The 19,928-nt window shown below is 61.4% G+C and carries 14 protein-coding genes and 1 pseudogene; 3 read left to right on the forward strand and 12 right to left on the reverse strand.

The window, feature by feature from the left end; all coding sequences use genetic code 11:
• Window positions 1-98: 98 nt before the first annotated feature.
• The 6 genes and pseudogenes from AZKH_RS05595 to AZKH_RS05620 all read right to left on the reverse strand — a co-directional run bounded on the left by AZKH_RS05595 (window position 99) and on the right by AZKH_RS05620 (window position 9,250).
• The gene (locus AZKH_RS05595; RefSeq protein WP_015434769.1) at window positions 99-2,837 is read right to left on the reverse strand and encodes a helicase-related protein; all 2,739 of its coding nucleotides are present in this window, start codon (window positions 2,835-2,837) and stop codon (window positions 99-101) included.
• Window positions 2,834-4,858 carry a hypothetical protein gene (locus AZKH_RS27170; protein WP_015434770.1) on the reverse strand — a complete coding sequence of 675 codons (2,025 nt, stop codon included), beginning with the start codon at window positions 4,856-4,858 and terminating at the stop codon, window positions 2,834-2,836. Before AZKH_RS27170 ends, AZKH_RS05595 begins: the two co-directional genes overlap by 4 nt.
• Window positions 4,851-6,143: a hypothetical protein gene (locus tag AZKH_RS05605; RefSeq protein WP_015434771.1), complete on the reverse strand. Its 1,293-nt coding sequence runs from the start codon at window positions 6,141-6,143 to the stop codon at window positions 4,851-4,853. Before AZKH_RS05605 ends, AZKH_RS27170 begins: the two co-directional genes overlap by 8 nt.
• A 149-nt stretch (window positions 6,144-6,292) precedes the next feature.
• Window positions 6,293-6,438: pseudogene (locus AZKH_RS26685) on the reverse strand (IS5/IS1182 family transposase); the annotation flags it as partial.
• Window positions 6,439-6,581: 143 nt separating this feature from the next.
• Window positions 6,582-8,813, reverse strand: a complete 2,232-nt coding sequence (locus AZKH_RS05615; RefSeq protein ID WP_015434773.1) for an ATP-binding protein — start codon at window positions 8,811-8,813, stop codon at window positions 6,582-6,584.
• Window positions 8,810-9,250: a hypothetical protein gene (locus AZKH_RS05620; RefSeq protein WP_015434774.1), complete on the reverse strand. Its 441-nt coding sequence runs from the start codon at window positions 9,248-9,250 to the stop codon at window positions 8,810-8,812. The genes AZKH_RS05615 and AZKH_RS05620 overlap by 4 nt, the downstream gene beginning before the upstream one ends.
• Before the next feature lie 98 nt (window positions 9,251-9,348).
• Between AZKH_RS05620 and AZKH_RS05625 the strand changes: the two genes are divergently transcribed.
• Window positions 9,349-10,383: a YafY family protein gene (locus AZKH_RS05625; RefSeq protein WP_015434775.1), complete on the forward strand. Its 1,035-nt coding sequence runs from the start codon at window positions 9,349-9,351 to the stop codon at window positions 10,381-10,383.
• Between the two features lie 55 nt (window positions 10,384-10,438).
• Here AZKH_RS05625 and AZKH_RS05630 read toward each other — a convergent pair whose 3' ends face one another.
• The 6 genes from AZKH_RS05630 to AZKH_RS27175 all read right to left on the reverse strand — a co-directional run bounded on the left by AZKH_RS05630 (window position 10,439) and on the right by AZKH_RS27175 (window position 16,140).
• Window positions 10,439-11,938, reverse strand: a complete 1,500-nt coding sequence (locus AZKH_RS05630) for a DUF2779 domain-containing protein (RefSeq protein ID WP_015434776.1) — start codon at window positions 11,936-11,938, stop codon at window positions 10,439-10,441.
• A gap of 65 nt (window positions 11,939-12,003) precedes the next feature.
• Window positions 12,004-12,417, reverse strand: coding sequence for a hypothetical protein (locus tag AZKH_RS05635; RefSeq protein WP_015434777.1), 414 nt, complete (start codon window positions 12,415-12,417; stop codon window positions 12,004-12,006).
• 69 nt (window positions 12,418-12,486) lie between these two features.
• Window positions 12,487-13,434 (reverse strand): cell division protein FtsZ, encoded by a 948-nt coding sequence (locus tag AZKH_RS26185; RefSeq protein ID WP_015434778.1) that lies wholly within the window; start codon window positions 13,432-13,434, stop codon window positions 12,487-12,489.
• Between the two features lie 377 nt (window positions 13,435-13,811).
• Window positions 13,812-14,732, reverse strand: a complete 921-nt coding sequence (locus AZKH_RS05645) for a hypothetical protein (RefSeq protein ID WP_015434779.1) — start codon at window positions 14,730-14,732, stop codon at window positions 13,812-13,814.
• Window positions 14,733-14,919: 187 nt separating this feature from the next.
• Window positions 14,920-15,888 carry a metallophosphoesterase gene (locus AZKH_RS05650; protein ID WP_015434780.1) on the reverse strand — a complete coding sequence of 323 codons (969 nt, stop codon included), beginning with the start codon at window positions 15,886-15,888 and terminating at the stop codon, window positions 14,920-14,922.
• Between the two features lie 9 nt (window positions 15,889-15,897).
• A complete protein-coding gene (locus AZKH_RS27175) occupies window positions 15,898-16,140 on the reverse strand; it encodes a hypothetical protein (RefSeq protein ID WP_015434781.1) in 243 nt (80 codons plus the stop codon).
• 418 nt (window positions 16,141-16,558) lie between these two features.
• Here AZKH_RS27175 and AZKH_RS05660 point away from each other — a divergent pair, with 418 nt between their 5' ends.
• Window positions 16,559-16,852 carry a hypothetical protein gene (locus AZKH_RS05660; RefSeq protein ID WP_015434783.1) on the forward strand — a complete coding sequence of 98 codons (294 nt, stop codon included), beginning with the start codon at window positions 16,559-16,561 and terminating at the stop codon, window positions 16,850-16,852.
• Window positions 16,853-17,776: 924 nt separating this feature from the next.
• The gene (locus AZKH_RS26190) at window positions 17,777-19,918 is read left to right on the forward strand and encodes an AAA family ATPase (protein WP_015434784.1); all 2,142 of its coding nucleotides are present in this window, start codon (window positions 17,777-17,779) and stop codon (window positions 19,916-19,918) included.
• Window positions 19,919-19,928 lie beyond the last annotated feature (10 nt).

Consider the following 19,928-nt stretch of genomic DNA (forward strand, 5'->3'; position numbering starts at 1 on the left):
GGTGCAAGCGCTCTGCGTGGGAATGGTGAGTCCGAGCCAGTCGGCAAAGTGCCATCTCCACCTACCTGAGCGATGAGCGCTTGGGCGAGAAATGTTGCCTAGGTCATCCACTCCTGCGGCTTGGCCGCGCATTCCGGGCAGGCCGGCTGGAGACTGCTTTTCATTTTCCAGATATCGTGAATTTCCCGGTAGGTGGTTGCAGCCCTATGCCCGCAGAGTGGGCATAGGGCTAATGACATTGGCGAAAAGCGTGGCGCGGCGCGGTTGATCTCCCCGACCAGCTCTGGCGCAATACCGAGGGACTCGCTCAGACGCGGCGAAATGACCACTCCGTGCAGCTGCGCCCGCAGATCGTCCCAGCGGCCGCGCAGGACCTCCCAGTTCTTCTCGTCGTAGGTCCCCTTGAACACCACCGGGCGCACGAGGATGCGCGGCAACGCGTCCGCTGGGCAATCCAGGGGGGATTCCTCCAGCTTAGCTTCCCACAGACTGCCAACGCGGTCGACTCGGCCGATTTGCTGCTCCACGACCCCGGGGTTCCATTCGGGATGAAGCAACACGACGGTCTTGCAGGCCTTATGCAGATTGAGCCCCTCTCGCCCGACCACCGACTGAGCGACCAGGACGCGGGGATTGCTGTAGGGGCGATTGAATGCAAGTTGCAGCAGTCGCCGGGTCTCGGGTTTCGTGCCGCCGTACATGAGGCGGGCAAAGCCGCCTTCGGGACGGTTGAATTCATCCTCAAGGCGGGTTTGCAGAATCGTCCACAGATTGGCGGCCTCCCATGCGTCAAGCAGACCGTTGCCGTCCTCATCGCCCTCGCCACGCTCGCAGACCGCATCGATGAGTTCGGCAAAAGCCGCTGATATGTTCTGTGCAGGTGCGTCGTTCAGCCCAGTACCAGTGATCTCATCCATGACCCGGGTGACCAGCGCGAGCGGGCTTTCACCCCGGCCCGCGTGCTGTTCGTTTGCTCGTCGGAAGGCTTCGAAGATCTGTCTTGGTTTGCCTTGCGGCGGCAGGCCGGCATCGAGAAGTCCTAACAGTCCGGAACGACGTTCCCGGCGACGGTTCTCAAGTTCGCGGTACTGGCGCTCCAGCTGCAGATCAAGAGCGGCACGGTCCAGCTCGCCCGCGCGCCCCAATTGCCGATGGGCGGCCTGCAGTGCCGGCCATTCATCCTCGTGCACCTTGGCCTGCGCCCACTGGCCGCCAGCATCCAGCGTGCGTAGCATCTCCCTGGCATTGAGCAAGGTCACCAGAGCTTGCAGAGGCAGTGTGAAACGGCCGAACACCAGCACCTTCTCACCACTCCGGGTTACTTCTTCGATAGCGTCGACCGCAGCCAGCAGAGCCGGATGTTCATGCAGCGGATCACCGGTGTCGGAAAAAGCACTGGAGATGACTTCCCGCCACCAGGCGGATCGTTGCAGACGTTTGTCGGCAAGCGATAGATGGGTCGCGTCCATGGCGTCTCCGTCCAATGCCAGTTGCCGCTCGTCCAGTTTGGCATCGCGCCTGACATGGTCGAGCAGCGAGGCGATGCCGTGCCCGCTGCCCATGGTCAGGCGTAGTCGCTTGGAAAAACTGTCGTCGGCTTGATGCGAGACGATGGACAAGGCCTCGGCTGCGCACACGGCTTGTCGCCAGGCGGGGCTGAGCCTGAGGGTATCGACTATCACTTCCCGCTCCTGCCGATACGCATGGATAGGCAGCCCACTACGTTTGGCAAAAGCTGCTACGCAAGGCGCTTCGCGCTTGTCGCGGCGCAGCAGGTAGGATGATAGCACCTCCTGGAAGCGAGCTGCCACACGCTGATATGCCTCCCGCACCTCAGATTTGCCTGGGCATTGACGCACCCGGGCACTGGCGCTGGCGTAGTGTTCAAAAATATCGCCGTCCGCGCCGGACAGGCTCGACGCATCGACGCCAATGCGCTCGAGCGTCTGATGCCACTGACTGACATCTAGCTCGACCGGCGTTGCCGTCATGGCCAGACGTCGCGCCTCATCGCTCACCAGCACCACCCCGTCGAGCATGCGCGACAGGCCGCTTTCATCGCCGCGACTCTTGTGGGCCTCGTCGATGATTACCAGATCGAATACACCGAGGCCGAGGCCAACGGCACGTTCAAGCCACGGCCGCAGGTTCTCGCCGCGGCGATATTGGGCGCCGTCCAGCGCAGCAGGCCATGGGGTTTGCTCAGCCAGTTCGCAAATGATGCGGGACGCCGGACTGGAGCGAGGCAAGCGGTGGATAGCCTCGGCGACACCTTTGGCCATGCCCTGCACCCATGTATCGTCCAGTTTTTTGTGCTCGACAAAGTTGCGTGGAAAACGTCCGTCGCTGAGTTTCCGCCAGTGGGCATAGAGCGTCGGCAATACCGCCCAGCGCCACGAACGACTTCCCTCGCTCAGGCGCCAGTTGGTAAAGGCGTGTGAAAGCAACACTACTTCATGGTCAAACCAGGGCTCTTTCAACGGCCTATCCGGTGCCCACGCAGCAAGGTATTGCTCCAGGCTGCGCAGCAACTCCGGCACCTCGACGCCACCGTCCCTGAGTTCGTCCCGCCACTGGAAGCCCAGTCCCGGTGGCACGAGGATCGCTACCCGCCCGCCCGCTTCTACGACGCTGCGGGCCAGGGCCACCGCGATGCGGGTCTTGCCCATGCCCACCTCGTCGGCAATGACCACGCCGTTGGCCGGCAGCCGGGCTCTGATTCCCCTCAGGCTCGCGCATTGGCCTTCGTTAAGTGGCCAGTTGGGTAGTCCCCTTGAGTCAGCGAGGGTTTCGAGCACCCGACCGGCGGCCTCCCAGCCCCGAAAATTCTGCTTCATTGCTTGCCCCCGCCGATCGACGACAAATCTCCCGTGTTCCACTTTTCCTCGACACGATCCAGCACTGATTCGTAGGCCCTGCTTTCTTCCGATTTCGTCTGCGCCTCCGCAAAATCGGGCCGAAATGCCGCGATTCGCAGCGGACTTAGCGGGTTGAGATCCAGCGTCTGGAAGTAGGTCACCACCGGGCTGTCGGCAATCTGAGCCAGGGTCTGCTCCAGGCGGGCGCACCAAGCCGGCCAGTCGGCGCGGGCAATCGTGGTTTGCTTGGCTGCAATGTTTTCAATCAATTCCATCATCTGCCGCACCGGGTAGCCCGTCACGCCACCGGACGACGCAGTGCCGCCCCCCGCAGCCGGATCGTTGCTCTCGGCATCATCCGGCGCCGCCGCGTCCTCATTGGGTGCTGCTGGAAAACCGACCAACGCCCACCAAGCCTCATCGAAATCCAGCGCCTCCAGTTCGGTCGCAGCGAGGCGCCCAAACTCGTCCATTACCGGCACTAAGCATTCGCGCGCACGGCCGGCGTGCTGCCAGCACAGGCGCACCTGGCGCGGCTTGTGCCCTAGCCACCGAAAGCCTTCCGGTACTCGTGCATACGGATTGCCCGAAACATCGAGCACCGAAACATCCGGTTCCAGCGGCGCTGCCGCCTGCAGCACGCCGCCAATCTCGGCGGGGATCCAGGTCAGCCAAGCCACTGGCGGGGCAAGGAATGCATCACCCGCTAGTGGCATGGCCGCGCCTACGCCCAGGACGGCATTAGGCGCGAATTTGATGTCCCACTGAAGTGGCAGCAGGTTAGTGACGACATTCCGCGGGTCTCGCTTGGCCTGTTGATTCCATTCCAACCCCTCGGGCGCGAAGATCACACCAGCCTCGAGGTTCCCGCCGTAGGGCGACATCGTGTTGCAGAGGCCAGGTTCGGTGAGGTTGCCTGAGCCCAAGTAAACCCAAGCGCTGTTGCACGCGGCGGAATTGTCCTGCGAGCAGGCACTGAAAATAAACTTGGCGTGGAGCGAGCGCTGCGAATGGGGCCCGAACACCGTCTCCATCCGTGCGGCCGGACGCACTGACCAGCCTTCGTCGAGCATAGCTGCAACCGTACCGGCGCCGGCCACGGCTTGGCAGGCCGCCGGATTGACGAAGACATCGATCTCGGTAGACGTCTTGCTGAGTAGCCCGGCAAGACGAAGTCGCTCGACGATCGCCTTCAGTACGGCCGGCACGGCGCCGCTTGGGGGCGCGGATGCCCCTTCAAAGAAGCCTGACCCCATCGCCAAGTAGTTGCGTCGTCTTCCGCCTGCAAGCCCCTGCACACGCGGCACTAGCTGTTCAAGCAGCGCTTGGTGTCGATTGTCGACAAACCTCGGCTGCTGGCCGGCGCAGGCCGCGCAGCGAGCCACCCAGCCAGCTAGGGCCGCGCGGGTCACTACGGTTTCACGGCAAAGCAGCTCCTGTCCCGCATCCAGCAGACGCAGATCGAACAGGCTGTGGAGAAATTCCAGCATTGACCAAGCGGCCTTCACATCGGCACAGCGCTGTTGCACGTCCTCGTTGTCAGCAGAGTAGTCGGGGTCGACCTCGTCCGAGCTGACTTCGATGCACCAAGCCAGATCTAGGCTCTCTTCGACGGTCTGACGAGTCCAGTTGCCGGTGGACACGATTAGCCGCAGTCGCCAGCGGCCATCGCCTGATTCGTGGCGAAAGCCCAGCAGGGCGACCTTGGCGTGCAGCAGCCGGAACGGCGGCTGTGCAGGCCCTTGCAAGGGCAGATGGGCGAGGCCGGGCACTTCTACGGGCCCGATGGCCGGACACCCGGGATCGAGCAACAAGGCCAGCGACACCTGCCCGCGATGGGCGCGCTGCCCCACCGTCTCGCGGGTGAAACGCTCCATGGCTTCGTTCAAAAAAGCCGGATCGGCCGAATAGCCACACATCCAGCCAAAAGCACCGCGGTATTCAGTAGGCGCGTCGAAATGCTGGATTAGCGACAAGGGACCCAGGGTTCCATCAGCCATGAGCGATCTCCTCATTCGCGGGCATCAACCAAGCATCCAGCAGGCCGTCGAGATCAAGGCCGAGCCACCACAAATTAAGAATGCGTTGAGAGATGCCGTCCGGCCAGGCCGGATCCTCCATCACTGGCGCTGCGTCGGGATCGGACTCGTCCGTTCCTGCATCGTGCTGGCCGCCCTTGAAAGCAGGTCCGGCGCAAATGTCGTCGCCCAGCCGTCGCAGAATCCGCCCGTCACGGCCCACCAAGTACCTCAGCACCATTTCGTCGGAGGCAGATACGCACTCCCTGCAGAAAGCCCGTGCCTCTGCAGCCGAATGCCCGGTGTCCAGAAACGCCCGCGCCGCTAGACGCAGCGCCTCGAGGGATGCTTGGATACGCGGGGCCGGTGCCGCGCAGAGGGCAATGCGTCGCTCAGAGGTGCCGATCTCGATCTCCAATTCTTCCAGTACGGCAAGCGCTGCATCCCGCGCCGTAAAGAACAGGGCTCCGGCGTGCAGATCGGCCCAGTGCGCCTGGGACCTGATTTGCGAGGGCCTACTGGCCCAGGCAACAGGTGTCGCCCCTCGCCGTCGCGACATCACCCAGCCGAGCGCGTCGGCACGCCGCTCTCGGTTGATCGCTGGCTCGCCGGGAGCGCCTTGTTGCAGGCGAGCATGGAGCAATTCGAGAGCCGCGGGCGGCAATGGCTGCAGAGGCGACAGGGCCCGGCGCAACTCCTCGCTATTGACACGATCATCACCACACACCCACTGAACCAGATGGTCGAGCACACTGCGGTTGAAGGGGCGACAACCTTCGCAGACGGCTTCGACAAAGGCTAGCCCCTCCGCTTTGCCGGCAAAGGAATTAAAGCGGCTACCCGAAGCCTCCACCAAACCAAGAGCAGGCAGTGCCGTCACGGTGGCCATGCGCATCGGCTGCGACACATAAAACCCTGGGCGACTGACTCTTTGAAAACTCAGATCGACGTGCCCGACTAGCTTGGTGCTGCCACGCAAGCGGCCATCTCCAGCTCGGTGTCTGTCACTCAGGGCAAGCCAGCAAGCAATAGCCTCGACAGCGTTAGCGACGGCGATCTTCGTTACACGCCCCCCCAGCTGATTAGCACGTTCTGCCACCAGTACGCCTAAAGTAGCCAAAAACAACTGTTTGCCGAACCACACGCCCCCGAGACCAGGCACAGCCAGTTCGTTGAACTGGCGCGTGGTGGCCGCCAATCCCAACGTCCGTACGCGCCGAATGCTCTCGATGCGACCTCCGCCCAAAATACCCCACTGAATCGTCATTCCCTGGAACCTTGTCGAGCTACGGCCTGCATGGCCTCGGAATAAAGAAATCGGACTTTTATGATGACAACGGCCCAGCGCGCAACGCAACGAATTCTAACATGTATATGACAGGGGCTTGGTACGGGTGAGGGTTGCCGCGAGCGGGTACCGTACGCTTCCGTGATGAGATCGCGTTTGGAGCCAGGACGAGCGCGATCGGTAGGATTCGGTCCTGTTTTTGTCCGGCTCCCACGGCTCGATTAGGCGAGGAATCGACAATGACGCGTGACGAATCGATACGGCCGGCGGTACGCGCGCATCGGCGGCAGCCCTGCCTCGAAGGGGGGGGCGCAGGCGATGCATCTGGTGCCGGAATCGCGTCTAGGTGACTTCCTCACGAGTCCTTACGATGCACCGCTGATGTACGTGATTCTCGCCGACAAGCGCTTACGCCTCCTACGCCGCGGCCTGTAGTCCCGCCTTGTAGCGACATTCGAGGATCAGCCGGCGCAGGAATTCCTCTTCGGTCATCGCCTCGCCCAGCAGTTCGCGCTGTTTCACGACGTTGGCGAAGTCGCCCGGCGTAAGGCCTTCGAGGGATTCGAGCTTGCGCAGGAGTGCGGGTGCGAGCGCTTGAGCGCAGTCAACATCGCCCAGTGCTTCGCGGGCAAACAGTGCAACCCGTTGGCCAAGCGTCAGCGGCTTGAACTGAAGCTTGAAATCGAAGCGGCGGAGCGCCGCGGTGTCGATCTGTTCCAGCAGATTGGTGGCCGCGATGAAGATCCCGTGGAATTGCTCCATGCGCAGCAGAAGTTCATTGACTTGCGTCGCTTCCCAACCGTGCTTGGCTTGGCGCCGATCACGGAGGAGGCTGTCGACTTCATCGAGAAGCAGAACGGTGCGCTCGGCGTCAATTTCGGCGAAGAGGCGCGCAATGTTCTGCTCGGTTTGTCCGACATAGGGGGATACGAGATCGGAACTCGCACGCACGACCAGTTCCCGGTCGAGCGCATCGGCAAGGACGTGGGCGAACTCCGTCTTTCCCGTGCCCGGGGGGCCGAAGAAGCACAGGGTGCCGCGGCCTCGCCGGGCAAGTGCGTCGGCGAGCCGCACCGGTGCAATGCCCCCGGCGACGTTGAGGAAGGCCGCATCGAAGGCGGTGGCGGAGTTCCGGTGATGCGGGCTGCCACTGCCCGTCATCAGGCGGCGGCTGGCCGACACGCTCTCGCGCGCCACGACCTCCGGTGGCATGTCCGGCTGCAGTTCCAGAAGACGCCGTGCGGCGCCGAATTGGGCGGGCACGAGGAGATTGTCTGCGGCCAGCTCGTCCAGGACGTTTTCCGGCACCAGGCCATCGCCGAGATGGCGCTCGACCATCTGGCGCCGAACACGTCGCGGCGGATTCGTGAAGGCAACTGGGAGCAGGAAGCGGCGCAGGAAGGCGCGATCCATGCTGTCCGCGTCATTGGTGATCCAGATTGCCGGCACGGCATTGTCTTCCAGCGTACGATTCATCCAGCCCTTCTCGTTGCCCGCCCGCGGGGCGCCGCCAAAGAGGGCAAGAAGGGCGTTCTCGCTCGTGGCAAAGACGTCCTCCACCTCGTCGAAGACGATCACGCAGTCGGTGCGTCCGCGCAACAAGCGCTGCGTGAGCTGATAGGCGCCGAGCCGCCCGGAGCGCGACAGGCCGTCACCATCGTCATCGGCCGTCTTGACCTGATACGGGGTCAGTCCCGCCGTGCCAGCGATTGCGTAGGCGAACTGTGTCTTGCCGGTTCCGGGCGGGCCGTACAGCAAGGCGTTGACGCCGACCGCGTGATTCCGGGCCGCGTTACCGAGGACGGTGGTCATGCGCCGGCTGTCGCGTTCGAGATGGGGGAAGTCGCCAAGCGTCCAATCCGCTGACGGACAAGGCTCGGTGATGGCCGTCAGCAATTCGTCCGGCGTGCTCGGTTCGAGCGCGAGGAGGTCGTCGAGGAGGTCCTCGGCGCTCAGGAAGTCCTCGAGATCGCAGCGCCGACTGCCCTTTTTGACGAGTTGCAGGCGGCTGAGCGCGCCGCGCCGGTGCAGACGGTGCTGAAGATCCTTCACGGAGACCCCGAGTGCCGCGCTCAGGCAGCCATAGTGGTCGCGGAAGGATTCGAACCCGGTCTCTCGCAGGAAATCGCGAAAGCCTTTGACCGAATCCTTCTTCTCGACGAAATCCACGAGGTCGCATTCGACTGCGTCGAGTTCCGCGCACTGGGCCAACACCCCGATGCTGGGATGGGTAGGTACCCTGCCATCGGCCTTGTTCAGCCGATCCAGCATCGTTTTCGGGAAAGTCTTGAAGCGCCGGATGAGGTATGCCCTCATGCGCGCGCCGGGAACCCCTTGCAGCAGCCCGTGCCGCCGTGCTCGGCGCGACGAGCTGAGGTGACGGGGAAGCTCGTCCTCGTCGTCCTCCTCCGTGGCGGGGTCGGGTTGGCTCCACTGCGCCTCCAGCTGTTCAAGCGTCGTCGGCACGAAGAGCGGACGGGTCAAGGTCCATAGCGCTCCGATCATATCCACGTCTTCGAGCCGTTCGTGCAGCGCCGGGAAGGTCGCCAAGATGTTGAGTGCGTAGCGCGCAGCGCGCCGCTGGGCAGCGGGCACTTGCGAAAAATCAGTGCGCCACGGCGAGCGCGGGTTCGGGCGGGGGGCGGTCATTGCGCGTCTCCTTCGGTCCAGAGTTCGAATCGGCGGCTGTCGAAGTGCCAGCTCAGAAAATCCCCGCGGTGCGGCCCCGAATCGAGGAAGAGGCCAAGCACGATGTCGAGGGGCTCGCGGAAATAGGTGCAGCTCGAGTCCTTTTCGCTGTCGAAGATCGGCTCCGGCAACACCTCCAGCACAATCGCGACTTTGTCCGTGCGCGGGAAGAGACGGTTCTGGAAGCCGGACTTCCAGCGCACGATGTCTCCCGGCTTGAAGCGATGGGGCGTGTTCAGGCTCTCGAAGCGTTGCTTGAGTGCCGCAGCCAGCCCATCGAGGGGTGAGCCGAGCAAGTCGTCCTCGTCGAGCAGCAGGTTGCGGTGGCTGTCGTCGTCCAGGCCGATGCGCTGAAGCACATCGCGCGAGGACAGGGGGCCGGGTTTCTTGTCGCGCATGGTGGTGATCTCCGCCGTCCAGATGGCCCCATTAGATGCTTTTCATGCGACATGCCCTGTCGTATATTGCGACGTGCATAGCAAAATGCGGAGAGGGTATGGCTGCCCATCAGGACCGAATCGAACGCCAGGCAAAGCTCTTGGAGCGCATCCCCATGAACGGCGATGACGCACTTTGCCCCGACGTATCTCAGCTACTCGGAAAGTTGGGAGCGCTCTATGGTGCGAACACCGCATTGCCAGCCCGACGTCGGGCCCTCCAGCGCGATCTCGGCGAATTGGTAGAAACCGGGCAGATCGAACCGGTCAATCCCGGGGGCAAACCGCTGCGCTATCGCCGCCGCAAGGGCGCCGCGGTCGAGGGCGACAATCACCGCTACGTGCTGGAGCTAATAAGGGAGACGGTGAGGAACGTTGTTGAAACGGAATTTCCTGCCGGACATCTTGATGGGGTGTGGCGACGCTTTCTGCAGGCCGATACGGATGTGGGCCTGGGACCGGACAAAATGCGGGTCGTCACCGACACCCAGCGTTTGTGCCCTGCGGACATCCGGCCCAAAGTTCTCGCCGATGTGCTGGAAGCCCTGGCCTTGTCCAGGACGCTCAAAGCCTCCTACCGGGATCGGGACGATAAGACGACCAACCCCACCATCCATCCGCAGGCCTTCGTGCAGCGAGGACCGCGTGCCTACGTGTATGCACTTAAGAACGACGAACCGGGCCCCGTGCGGATGTACGCCCTGCACCGATTCCTGAAGACTGCTGTCGGCGATGAGCCTGTGCGCCAGGCGGTCGGGTTCAATCTTGAGGAAAAGATCAGCAGCGGACAGGCCGACTTTGCAGAAGGCGAGACCGTTGATCTTGAATTGCTTGCGCGCGGTTACGTCGCCGAATTGTTGCGGGACTGTCCGCTATGTTCGGCGCAGTGCATTGAGGATGAACCCGAAGGTCATCCGTTTGCCGTTCGCATCAAGGCAAGGGTTCCTGCGACCGGACAACTGCTGCGTTGGCTGCTGGGGTGTGGGGACAACCTTCAGATCCTGGCGCCCGAGCGGCTCCGGGGAGTCGTCGCGGCGCAGGTTGCGAAAACGGCAGCGTTGTATGCGTCAACGACAGCGGGGGCGACTGCATGAAGCATCGAGCAGGCGAACGACTGATTCTCGCCAGTGATTGGGCGCACCTCGGTCGCTACGTCGGTAGCACCTGTCCTTTGAAGTAAGCCCACAATCTGACCATCGCCCGCGTATCGAGCTCGCAGTAGCGTTCGAGTTCGTCGCGGATCGCGTCCTTGCGAAGTGCCGTCGTTGTCGGTGACACGGCTTCGTGGAAGGCCTCCATCGCCATTCCTCCATCCTGGACTCCGGACAAGCGGTCGTAACTCAGATCCGCGGCGATCGTAGGCAGCACTGCCTTGATGCTCCAACTGCCATGCTGGTCGGGGTGGTAATACCGTTCGCGTGCCACCGGCAGGAGGTCCACGATCCGTGCGAGTAGAGCATCCAGGGATCGCTTCAAGCGCGGGAAGCGCGCGGCGAGTTCTTTGATGCGCGCGGTTTCGAAGCCCGCGTTGTAAACGAAGATCGGTCCGCGTTCACCGCAGGCTCCGATGAGGGCCTCGGCAAAGGGGCGCGAGGGGTCCTTGCCCGACAGATCGAGAAAGCCCACATGCTCGACCTTTCCGGTACGCGAAAGGCGATGAAGGCTGAACTGGAAGGGGATCTGCTGATAGGGGCGGGTGCCTTTCCAGATTGGAACGGGGAAGGTCACCGTCTCGAAGTCCAGGAAATAGGCCGGCAGCTTGTGAGCCGACAAATCCGCTTGGGCGCCTTGCTGGTCGAAGTAGGTCGTTCCGGCCAGCGTGTGTGTCTTGACCCGGAGTTGTTTGTCGTTGAGCAAGTCGTCGTCGATGTCCCGTAGGTCGTTTGCGCCATCCTTCTCGATGCGCGTCTTCAGTGCTTTGGCCTTGACTTGGGGTAACCAACTGACGGGATATTCGGCTTGGGGCTCCTGAGCGGAGCAGTAGGCGTGGAAGCCGCACTCATAGGGATCGCCGCAGTGGCCGCCTGTGCCTATCACTGGCTCCTTCCGCCGCCTTGAAACAGCGTGGGCGTCCTCGATCCAGGTTTGCACTTCCTTTTTTCTGTCGAAGGCCTCTGTAGTGAGATCGTTCTCCACGAGGAGGCCGGAGTAGTCTTCGCTACCCGGATAGACCCAGGAACTGTCTATGTGGGCAAGGGCGATTCCGACGAGTGGGACCTTCGCCTCTCGTGCGACAAATGCCTGAATCGCGGTATCGCACCGATGGTAGTCCTTCACGCTCGTGGCGGATTTCACCTCGACCATTCGCCACGCCCTCTTGCCGCTGCGCCGGAGCGGTAACAGGACGTCGGCAAACGCGATGGCGCCTGAGGCCGAGAAGCCCGCTTCGAAGATTGGGCGAGTGCCGGCGAGAAGGGTTTGGCTCCGTGCAAGCGCTCCATCAAAGCCTTCAGCAGCAACGTCGATCAGCGACCCTTTCCCATCTTTGTCGTAGATGCGCCGCGCAATTTCGCCGACGCTGTGTCCCATGGCGTAGCTTGCCTGGGTTGCAGCCGACTCTTCGCGCAGGTCAGGCCGATGTAGCTCGAGCCATAGGCGCTTGGGGCACTGCAGATAGGCAAGGAGCTTGGACTTTGAGAGTACGCGCATCGAAATTTCTCCGACAGGGAGTGGGTAGCCAGCCTCGCCAATATATGCGAAATGGGCGGGCAGGGTTATCGGCGGGAGCGCTGCCGCAGCAGGTTACGCTCACGCGCCCGTGTGGCGATCCAGGCGATGAGTTCGCCGTAGTTGATCGGCCCACACGCTCCGATCTGAGCCCGGACGGCCTCGATCTGGTCAAGCAGTCGAGAGAGGTCACGTGAGGCGCCGGCCTGCGTGTCGGAGCTCGGTTCGAGCCGCGATTTATTTGCAGGGGCCGTTGCATGGTTCAACGCCTGCATCAGGCTTTCAAAGAGATCCTGCAGGATCGCAAGTTGGGAGACGCGCTCGAGTTGCGCCGCGATGGTGTCCGGCAGCGCGGTTTCGGCCAGAAAGCCACTCAGCGTGAGCAGATTCTTGTTGAGCCCCTTGATGGAGTAGTTGGTACCCAGCAGGGATTCGATTTGTTCGGAGATGAGTTCGTCCATGACCTTGGCTTCCAGTTGTTCGATTCGAGAAGGGGGAGGGGGGCATGCGCCAGCCGCGGCACCTTGCGCTCAGTGCCGCCGCCACTTCATTCGAGATGTAACGAAGGTCACCCGCAGGTCGGTATCAAGACCGGGTTCGCTGGTTGAGGCATAGATGAAGAATGCTTCGGGCGGCGTGTGTTCTTGAACGGTCCGGACAATCTTTCGAATCGAACGCATTGTCGGGACAGACGATTCCGTGATCGTGACGAGGACGCGGCGCGTATCGTTCAACTGCCGGGCGACGATGCCGCCTTCCGCGTGCAGCGTTGCGAGAACCTCCTTCAATGCGGATTCACCCTTCCCGGTGATACTCGTGGCGGAAAGTTCTCCGGCATCCGTCAACCAATCGAGAACCACCGAGAGGTCACGATTGACCATGTTCGGCTCTAAGACCGTCGAGGTGAAGCAACGGACCAGGTTTATGACTTCCCTGTCGACGATGTCGAATAATTGGTCCATCGCTGCATCCGGGCCGCAACGTGCGGCGAAGTCATCAAGGCTGAGCGGCAACACAGCTTCCGTCTGGCGCCTGAGTCGTCGCAGCCCCTTGCGAGCAACCCGCTCACGACTTTCGAAGGAGAATGGCCGAGTCACGATCGCGATCACGGGAATGCCCATCTTGCGTGCGACCTTCGCGATAACAGGGCTTGCTCCCGTACCCGTGCCTCCACCCAATCCCGTGACCAGGATGAGAAACTGCGCGTGCTTCAAAGCCTGTCGGATCGCCTGACGAGACGTTTTTGCTGACGCCCGACCTGCGGAGCTCATTGCCCCCGCTCCCAGCCCCGATGTGCCGAGTTGCAGCTTGGTCAATGCGCGACTGCGTGCGAGCGCTGAGGCGTCGGTGTTGGCCGCTACGCATCCAAGTTGCTCCGCTCCGGGCTGGCCGAGCAGAGCATCGATGAAGTTACATCCGGCTCCGCCAACGCCCATCACAACGATCCGAGGAGCCCAAGCGTCTGCTACTACTTGCATGAAGATATCCTGTGGGGCTGTTAGGTGACGGAAATTGAAGCAGTTTCGTACGACGGAGACTGTCGTATTCGATGAGCGCTGATAGCAGGGGATCCGGTACTGAGTTCAAGGGCGCGTCGCCAGCGCCGATTCCTGTCTCTCGCTACCAGATTCGCCCGAATGGCAGCTCTCTCGGCCTACGATGGTCCGCGGGCTCGACCTCATAGCGATACTTGCGGTTGGATAGGTGTAACGGCAGGTAGCGGACCAGGCGCTACGACCCCTGCCCGCCGCGACGATCCAATCAGCGCCCGCGCTAATCTAGCGGCAACCGCTATCTACCAAGCACAGCCTCTCACCAAGTGCGCGGTCGGCGGTTCGCACCGGTCGGGGACTCCTCAGGCGAACGCCTGCGCGATTTGGAGAAGTTGGGGCGAAGGCGGTCCGTAGCTCACCAGCCTGATGTCCAGGCCGTAACCTGCCGCCAAGCCAAGCGACCGGCACATTGCGGCGTCGATCCAAGCATCTTCATTTCCGAAAGCGCCGCCCCCGAGCCTCGTCAGGAGCACCACGTTCGAGGCGCGGCGCCGTTGGACATTGTCTACGGCGGCCCATATCGTGGCTTCGTACGCCGCCTCCAGGATCAACGATGCGAACGATTGCCAGCGTTCGCGTGGCTCCCGGCCATAGGCGACCGGCAGGGCTGAGCAAAAGACCTGAGATACGATGGGTCTGGTCGAACTCTCGGCATCAATGACTTCAACATCGCGGTGCAAGCCGACAAGCAATTTGCCGCGCAAAACATCGATCTCGTTCGGTCCCAGGGACGCTAGATGCTGCGTGACTGCGTCGAGTCCAGCATAACTGCATAGCACGTAGCCGTTCTGCATCGACCACAACTTTCCGACAGGCCGTCCCGGTTGTTCGCTCAGCGCCGCGCCGAGGTCGGCCAGTCCGTCCAGTTGGCGCTCGCTGGTCTGGCCATTTTGGCCGCCCACGGGTACGAAATAGTTGCGGTAGATGGTGGCTGCGCCCGCGGCGATCGCGCACGCCGGCCCTTGCGTGTGGTCATTTTCGTAACGCGTGACGCCATCCTCGGGTGTCACTGCGGGGCCGACCATCTCGAGCATGTTGAACTGGGATGCAACCTGGAACAGCGCGCCGCCGAACTCCGGCCACTGGTGCATGCGTCGCACATCTCCTTGCACGACACTTACCTTCAGTCGCCCCGCTCCCCGGTCTGCCGTATGCGCGCGCTCGCGCAGCGCGGCGAGGGACAGTAGCTCGAATTGCCCGATTCCGTAGTGCTTGCCGTTCACCTTCGAATGAAGTCGATCTCCGACGACCTCGAGGCGACCCTGTGTTGCCGCGTACCCGGCCTCGCGAAAGCCCGTCAGTCGTTCGAACCAGTCGATGTCCGCCTCCTATCTCGTCGCCGTGAAGCGAATCTCAAGTCGTATTCTCAAGCGGCCCGATCAAATCGGTTCGCGCCGCGTTGATTTATCTTCACGCCACACTCACGAAATTCTTGTCGGTCAGCACAGATTCGCCATCCCAGCGGTACGCGACCAATGGTCCTCCCTTGCCCGCGGAGTAATCGACGCAGGCCGCATGAGGCGACACGACGGCTGGTCGCCCCGTGAGCCAGTAGTGCCCGAAGAAAACCGGCTTTCGGTCGTCGAGTCCGATCCGTGCATGGGCTGGAATGTCCGTATCGGGCAGACGCTCCCGGTCCGCCTCCGACATCATCGCCGCCGTTCGATAAGTCGAGGCGTCCGGATCCCACCAGCGCACGCGCACCCGATTGCGCTCGTGGCCGTCTTTGTCGCGAAAGGAATGTCCCTCGGGAGCAGGAATCTCGATGCCTTTCGTAAGCGCTTCAACCGCCTTGAAGACGCTGGGCACATCAATGTCCTTTTCCGACTCGTCGTCAGGCTCGCGCGTCGCCGGCGCAAGCAAGTCCTTACTCAGAGTCTGGTCGTCTCCCAGATTTGACTGCTGTAGCCAATTCATGAAAGAACCATGCCAGCAAGCGTGGACGACCCGGATGCCGTCTAGATCGAGCCAAAGCGGCAGGGTGCGAAACCAAGCGATCAGGCGGGCGTGTTCCGCGGGAAGGTGTTCAACCTCGGCGAGAAATCGTTCATGCTGCTGCCGGTTCTTGGCGCCGTATTTCTCGCTGAAGTGGGAGCGGAGGTACTCGCCTGGCTGTTCGGGATCCGGGGTATGCCACGCTATCGCGTTGAACTCATGGTTGCCCATGACCGCCCGAGCAAGACCGGCACTCACCATGCGGCTCACCAGATTCACGGTTCGCACTTGTTGCGGCCCGCGGTCGATGAAGTCGCCCACGAACACCGCAGTCCTTTGCGGATGGAGCCAGCCATCAGTGGTGTCCCGGTAGCCGAGTGTGGTCAGCAGGGCTTCGAGCTTGTCAGCCTGTCCGTGTATGTCGCCGATGACGTCGTAACCCATGCCGTCGCCTCAATGGATAGTTGCGCTTTGCATTGCCTCAAACTCTATCCTGTGCCCGCCAAACTCCGCCTCGATCAGCTCGTCAAGACCGTCGACGATTTCACAGAATCGAGACAAAGCCGCGGCAATGTGAGCCTGCAGCAGCGGCACGCCGGGAGTCTCCGAGACGGGGAAGATCGTCGCATCACGGAAGAAGAGATGCAGGCGCCCCAGCTCAGCGTTGAGTTCATTGAGGCGTGCGAGAAGTGCCATCTCCGTCACCCCGCCGAAAAGGGGCGAAGAAAGGCGCAGCAGAATCGGATTGCCCGCCAGACGAACAAAGACAGCGGCGCTGCCGTAGCGAAGGCCGATGTCACTGTCCTCGTCGTAGTCGAGATCCCCGATGGACGCTACTTCCCTGACGACGGCGAGCAGACGCCCAGCGATCTTGCATAGATCGTTCTTTTCGTCCCGGCTCGCACGTTTTGATTCCCAGTTCAGTCAGCGCGAGAGAGTTGCTCGCACCACCAAATGCTTGGTAACTAACATTGACTGACTGAGGCAATTGCGCGTCACCAACTGTCGCACGGCGCGATGATGATGTTCCTGCAGGTCTCCACCGGCCAACCGGATACGGAGGAACATCATAGATGCCCAGCTGCAGAACCTGATCAGTCGGCAACGTCAGCGCATGTGTGAACTGCACGACGATGCCACCGCCCTTGCCCGCACAGTGGCTGACGAGGTGTGGGACAAGTGCGAAGTCGAAATCGAAGAGGCCGCGGCCGACAGCTACGTGTTCGACGTGGGCAAGAGTACGCAAATGTCTCTTGCGAGCATGCTGGCACTGAACCATGACGAAGCCTTCGAGCGCCATGTGCTCGGCTTCTTTGAGCGCCACGAAAAGAACCTTCGCGACGCCGGCGCAGCGCAGACTCATTTTGAGGGGGCCACACCGATTTCACCGGTCTGCGCAAGGGTCTGAAACTGCGTCGCCATGGAGAAGTAATGATTGGCCAGACCGTCCACCGCGCCAAGGCGGGGCTGGTTGACGCTCTCTTTCTCTCTAGCGACCCGTGCTGCGACGGTTGGGCGTGCGAGCACCGCGACAATGCCCGTCGCCTGCGGAGCAACTTGCTCGAACTGAACAGGCAGATCGTCGAAGAAATTTGCGAGGAAATTGGCACCGTCATCCAGACAGCGCGGTTAGCCCATATGAGGTGCTTGACTCATTGCCCGGCAAGGGCGCCACGTCGCAAGCCACTCCGGAATCGATCTGGGATCATGCCCGATTGACATGACATCATGGTCGACGGGCATGACATGCAGGATAATATTCGAATTGTTGTCAGCGCCCGAAACCAAACGACGAAGCCTACGAACAAGCGCATGCAAGCCCGAACATGGACACCTTTGCTGGCCAGACTCGCTCAGAGCGCCCATCTGGAACTGCAAAGGCCAGTCGCAGCCACGTACGCGATTGTGGGTAACAGGTCGGCAATCTGGTATCGGTGAGCATCGATCTGATGCTCGACGGTCCCGAAATTGACTGGGGACCGGCCTGTTAGGCTGCAGTCGATTGAGGCTGTTACTTCACTCGTTGAAATCGATAGAACATGCCCATCCGCCCACCCTGTCTGGAAATCCGCTGTCCGCTGTGCGGCTGGAAGAGGGTATGGCAGCCTGCATCCGATGCGCTTGTTGCACGCGACCTGCCGCCCGATTGCTGCCCAAGTTGCAACTGCCCCAACCTGCAAATCCGCTCTGCGTCTGCCACTTCCGCGCTGTGGGGGCGGGTCAGACAGTGGCTGACACACTCCTGAACAACCTATGCCTTTGTCGCACTCCTAAGCGCTCGAAAGCACGCCGGAACCCAGACTGACAACGATCATTACCCGAGAATCGATACATGAAGAAACGGCTCATTGAACTACTGGATCAACTCAACCACGGTCTGGTCGAACGAGATGATGCGCTCAAGAGCGCTGTGCTTGCTGTACTTGCCGGCGAAAACCTGCTGCTTGTCGGCCCCCCCGGCACGGCCAAAAGCCTCCTTGCGAGGCGCGTGGCCAAATGCTTGGCCCACGACGGTAGAGCAGGCGACCTTGGGGAGTATTTCGAGTACCTGCTTACCAAGTTCTCGACCCCGGAAGAAATCTTCGGGCCGTTGTCTATCAGAGAACTCAAGGAGGACCGGTTCAAACGTAATACGCTAGGCTACCTCCCCACTGTGCGCATAGCCTTTCTCGATGAAATCTTCAAGGCCAGTTCATCCATCCTCAACGCGCTCTTGACCATCCTCAACGAACGCAAGTACCACAATGGCTCGATATCAGAGGATATACCCCTACAGGCGCTCATTGCTGCCTCCAACGAGCTGCCGACGGGGCAGGAAGAGCTCGATGCGCTCTACGACCGCTTTCTGGTGCGCAGCTTTGTCGACTACGTGAGCGAAGACAACCTACCGCTCCTGTTTGCCAGCTCAGGAGAAATGCCCGAGCCACGCCGACTCGACGCCTCCGAGCTGCGGGATATCCGGCAGGCAGCCCAAGCCGTCACCCTGCCACCGGACATCGTGTCGGCCATTCAACGCATTTGGGCCGAGCACAAGCAAACCTTCAAGGAAGATCGCCGCGAAAATCTGTCTGATCGCCGTCTAAAAAAAGCGGTTGGCCTATTGTGCGTATCGGCAGCAACCAACGGCCGCAGCGAGGTCGACCTTTCCGATTTACTGCTACTGAAAGACTGCCTCTGGAACCACCCGGACAACGTCATCAAGGTCCGCGAGTTGGTAATGAACACCCTGCGTGTTTTCAGCCGTCCAGTGCCGCTTACCGGGCAAACCACTGAATCCAGCTCCGATGCGAAGGCACGCCCAACGAGCGCCCCGCCGGCCCACAGGACTGGCGCGAAGCCCAATGCCGTAGCCAAGGGGTACAAAGGCAGCGGCACCGAGCAAGACCCTATCCTGATCGAGACCTTGCATGATCTCGCCGGACTGGAGCGCCAAGACGTCGGGCAACAAGGGTATTGGTTCCGGCAAACCGCCGACATTGACTGCCGCGAACTGACGACGTGGTTGAAAATCGATTTTCAGGGCCATTACGACGGTAGCGGGCATACAATCGATTACACGTGTTCTCAATGGGTTCATCTTTTCGACAACGTACAGAACAAATCCCATCTCGCCAATGTACGGTTGAAAGGACTCGGCTTGGCAAAAGCAGTCAGCGGCAGCGAGATTGCCGCCTGCGTATCGGACGTCCAGTTGCTCGGTAGCGCAAGCGACAGCAGCATCAGCTACTGTCAGTCGGGCGGCAAATTAATTTGGAGTGCCATCAAGTGCACCATTGCTCACTGTCAGTCTGACGGCTGTTTGATAAGAAATGACGTCGAGCAATGCACCATCAGTCGCTGCCGAAGCGGACATGTTTTAGTGGGAGGTGAAGCAAAAGCTAGCAGAATCCGAGATTGCCAAGCACAGGTCGACGGCGTGTGGTCACGGATAGATTCGGACAGCAGAGAAGATGGAGGCATAGCTAGGGCATTGACAGAGGGGTGCATCATTGAGTGCTGTTTCGTCTCGGGGAACCCGTCTACTGAGAATAATGTCACAGTGCGTTTTTCTGGCATAGCTCCCCGCTGTGACGCCAGTACTATCACCCGGTGTGCATTCGGTGCATTCAAGCCCAAGGGTGGTTACGTGCGTCAGGACCTCGGCAACCGAATCACCTGCGGCGCGGGTAATTTCTGGGCGCTGGAGGGAGCGAAGCTGGAGAACAACGTCGCACTCGATTGCCATCAGGGCGTATCAGAACCAGATGGACGGGACGGTAAATCCCTGTCCGCCGCGCTTTTTACTCAGCACTATTTTGAGCACACCCTGGGCTGGGACTTTAAGACCGTCTGGCAATGGAACGATGAGCAGCGACAACCGGAGTTGCGTGCCGTTGGCGTGCAAGCCGTGACGGATCACCAACGCCATGCCGCGCCCGAGGAAAACATGGGCGACCTGCTCTCCGAGCAGTTGCGCGCCAATCTCTGGCTGTAAGGGGTACACA

The organism is Azoarcus sp. KH32C (assembly GCF_000349945.1).
In the GTDB taxonomy this organism is placed as follows: domain Bacteria; phylum Pseudomonadota; class Gammaproteobacteria; order Burkholderiales; family Rhodocyclaceae; genus Aromatoleum.

Excerpts from the sequence above, each read along its gene's own strand:
- AZKH_RS05595 (WP_015434769.1), bottom strand. The coding sequence starts at position 2,837 with ATGAAGCAGAATTTTCGGGGCTGGGAGGCCGCCGGTCGGGTGCTCGAA.
- AZKH_RS27170 (WP_015434770.1), bottom strand. The coding sequence starts at position 4,858 with ATGGCTGATGGAACCCTGGGTCCCTTGTCGCTAATCCAGCATTTCGAC.
- AZKH_RS05605 (WP_015434771.1), bottom strand. The coding sequence starts at position 6,143 with ATGACGATTCAGTGGGGTATTTTGGGCGGAGGTCGCATCGAGAGCATT.
- AZKH_RS05615 (WP_015434773.1), bottom strand. The coding sequence starts at position 8,813 with ATGACCGCCCCCCGCCCGAACCCGCGCTCGCCGTGGCGCACTGATTTT.
- AZKH_RS05620 (WP_015434774.1), bottom strand. The coding sequence starts at position 9,250 with ATGCGCGACAAGAAACCCGGCCCCCTGTCCTCGCGCGATGTGCTTCAG.
- AZKH_RS05625 (WP_015434775.1), top strand. The coding sequence starts at position 9,349 with ATGGCTGCCCATCAGGACCGAATCGAACGCCAGGCAAAGCTCTTGGAG.
- AZKH_RS05630 (WP_015434776.1), bottom strand. The coding sequence starts at position 11,938 with ATGCGCGTACTCTCAAAGTCCAAGCTCCTTGCCTATCTGCAGTGCCCC.
- AZKH_RS05635 (WP_015434777.1), bottom strand. The coding sequence starts at position 12,417 with ATGGACGAACTCATCTCCGAACAAATCGAATCCCTGCTGGGTACCAAC.
- AZKH_RS26185 (WP_015434778.1), bottom strand. The coding sequence starts at position 13,434 with ATGCAAGTAGTAGCAGACGCTTGGGCTCCTCGGATCGTTGTGATGGGC.
- AZKH_RS05650 (WP_015434780.1), bottom strand. The coding sequence starts at position 15,888 with ATGGGTTACGACGTCATCGGCGACATACACGGACAGGCTGACAAGCTC.
- AZKH_RS27175 (WP_015434781.1), bottom strand. The coding sequence starts at position 16,140 with ATGGCACTTCTCGCACGCCTCAATGAACTCAACGCTGAGCTGGGGCGC.
- AZKH_RS05660 (WP_015434783.1), top strand. The coding sequence starts at position 16,559 with ATGTGTGAACTGCACGACGATGCCACCGCCCTTGCCCGCACAGTGGCT.
- AZKH_RS26190 (WP_015434784.1), top strand. The coding sequence starts at position 17,777 with ATGAAGAAACGGCTCATTGAACTACTGGATCAACTCAACCACGGTCTG.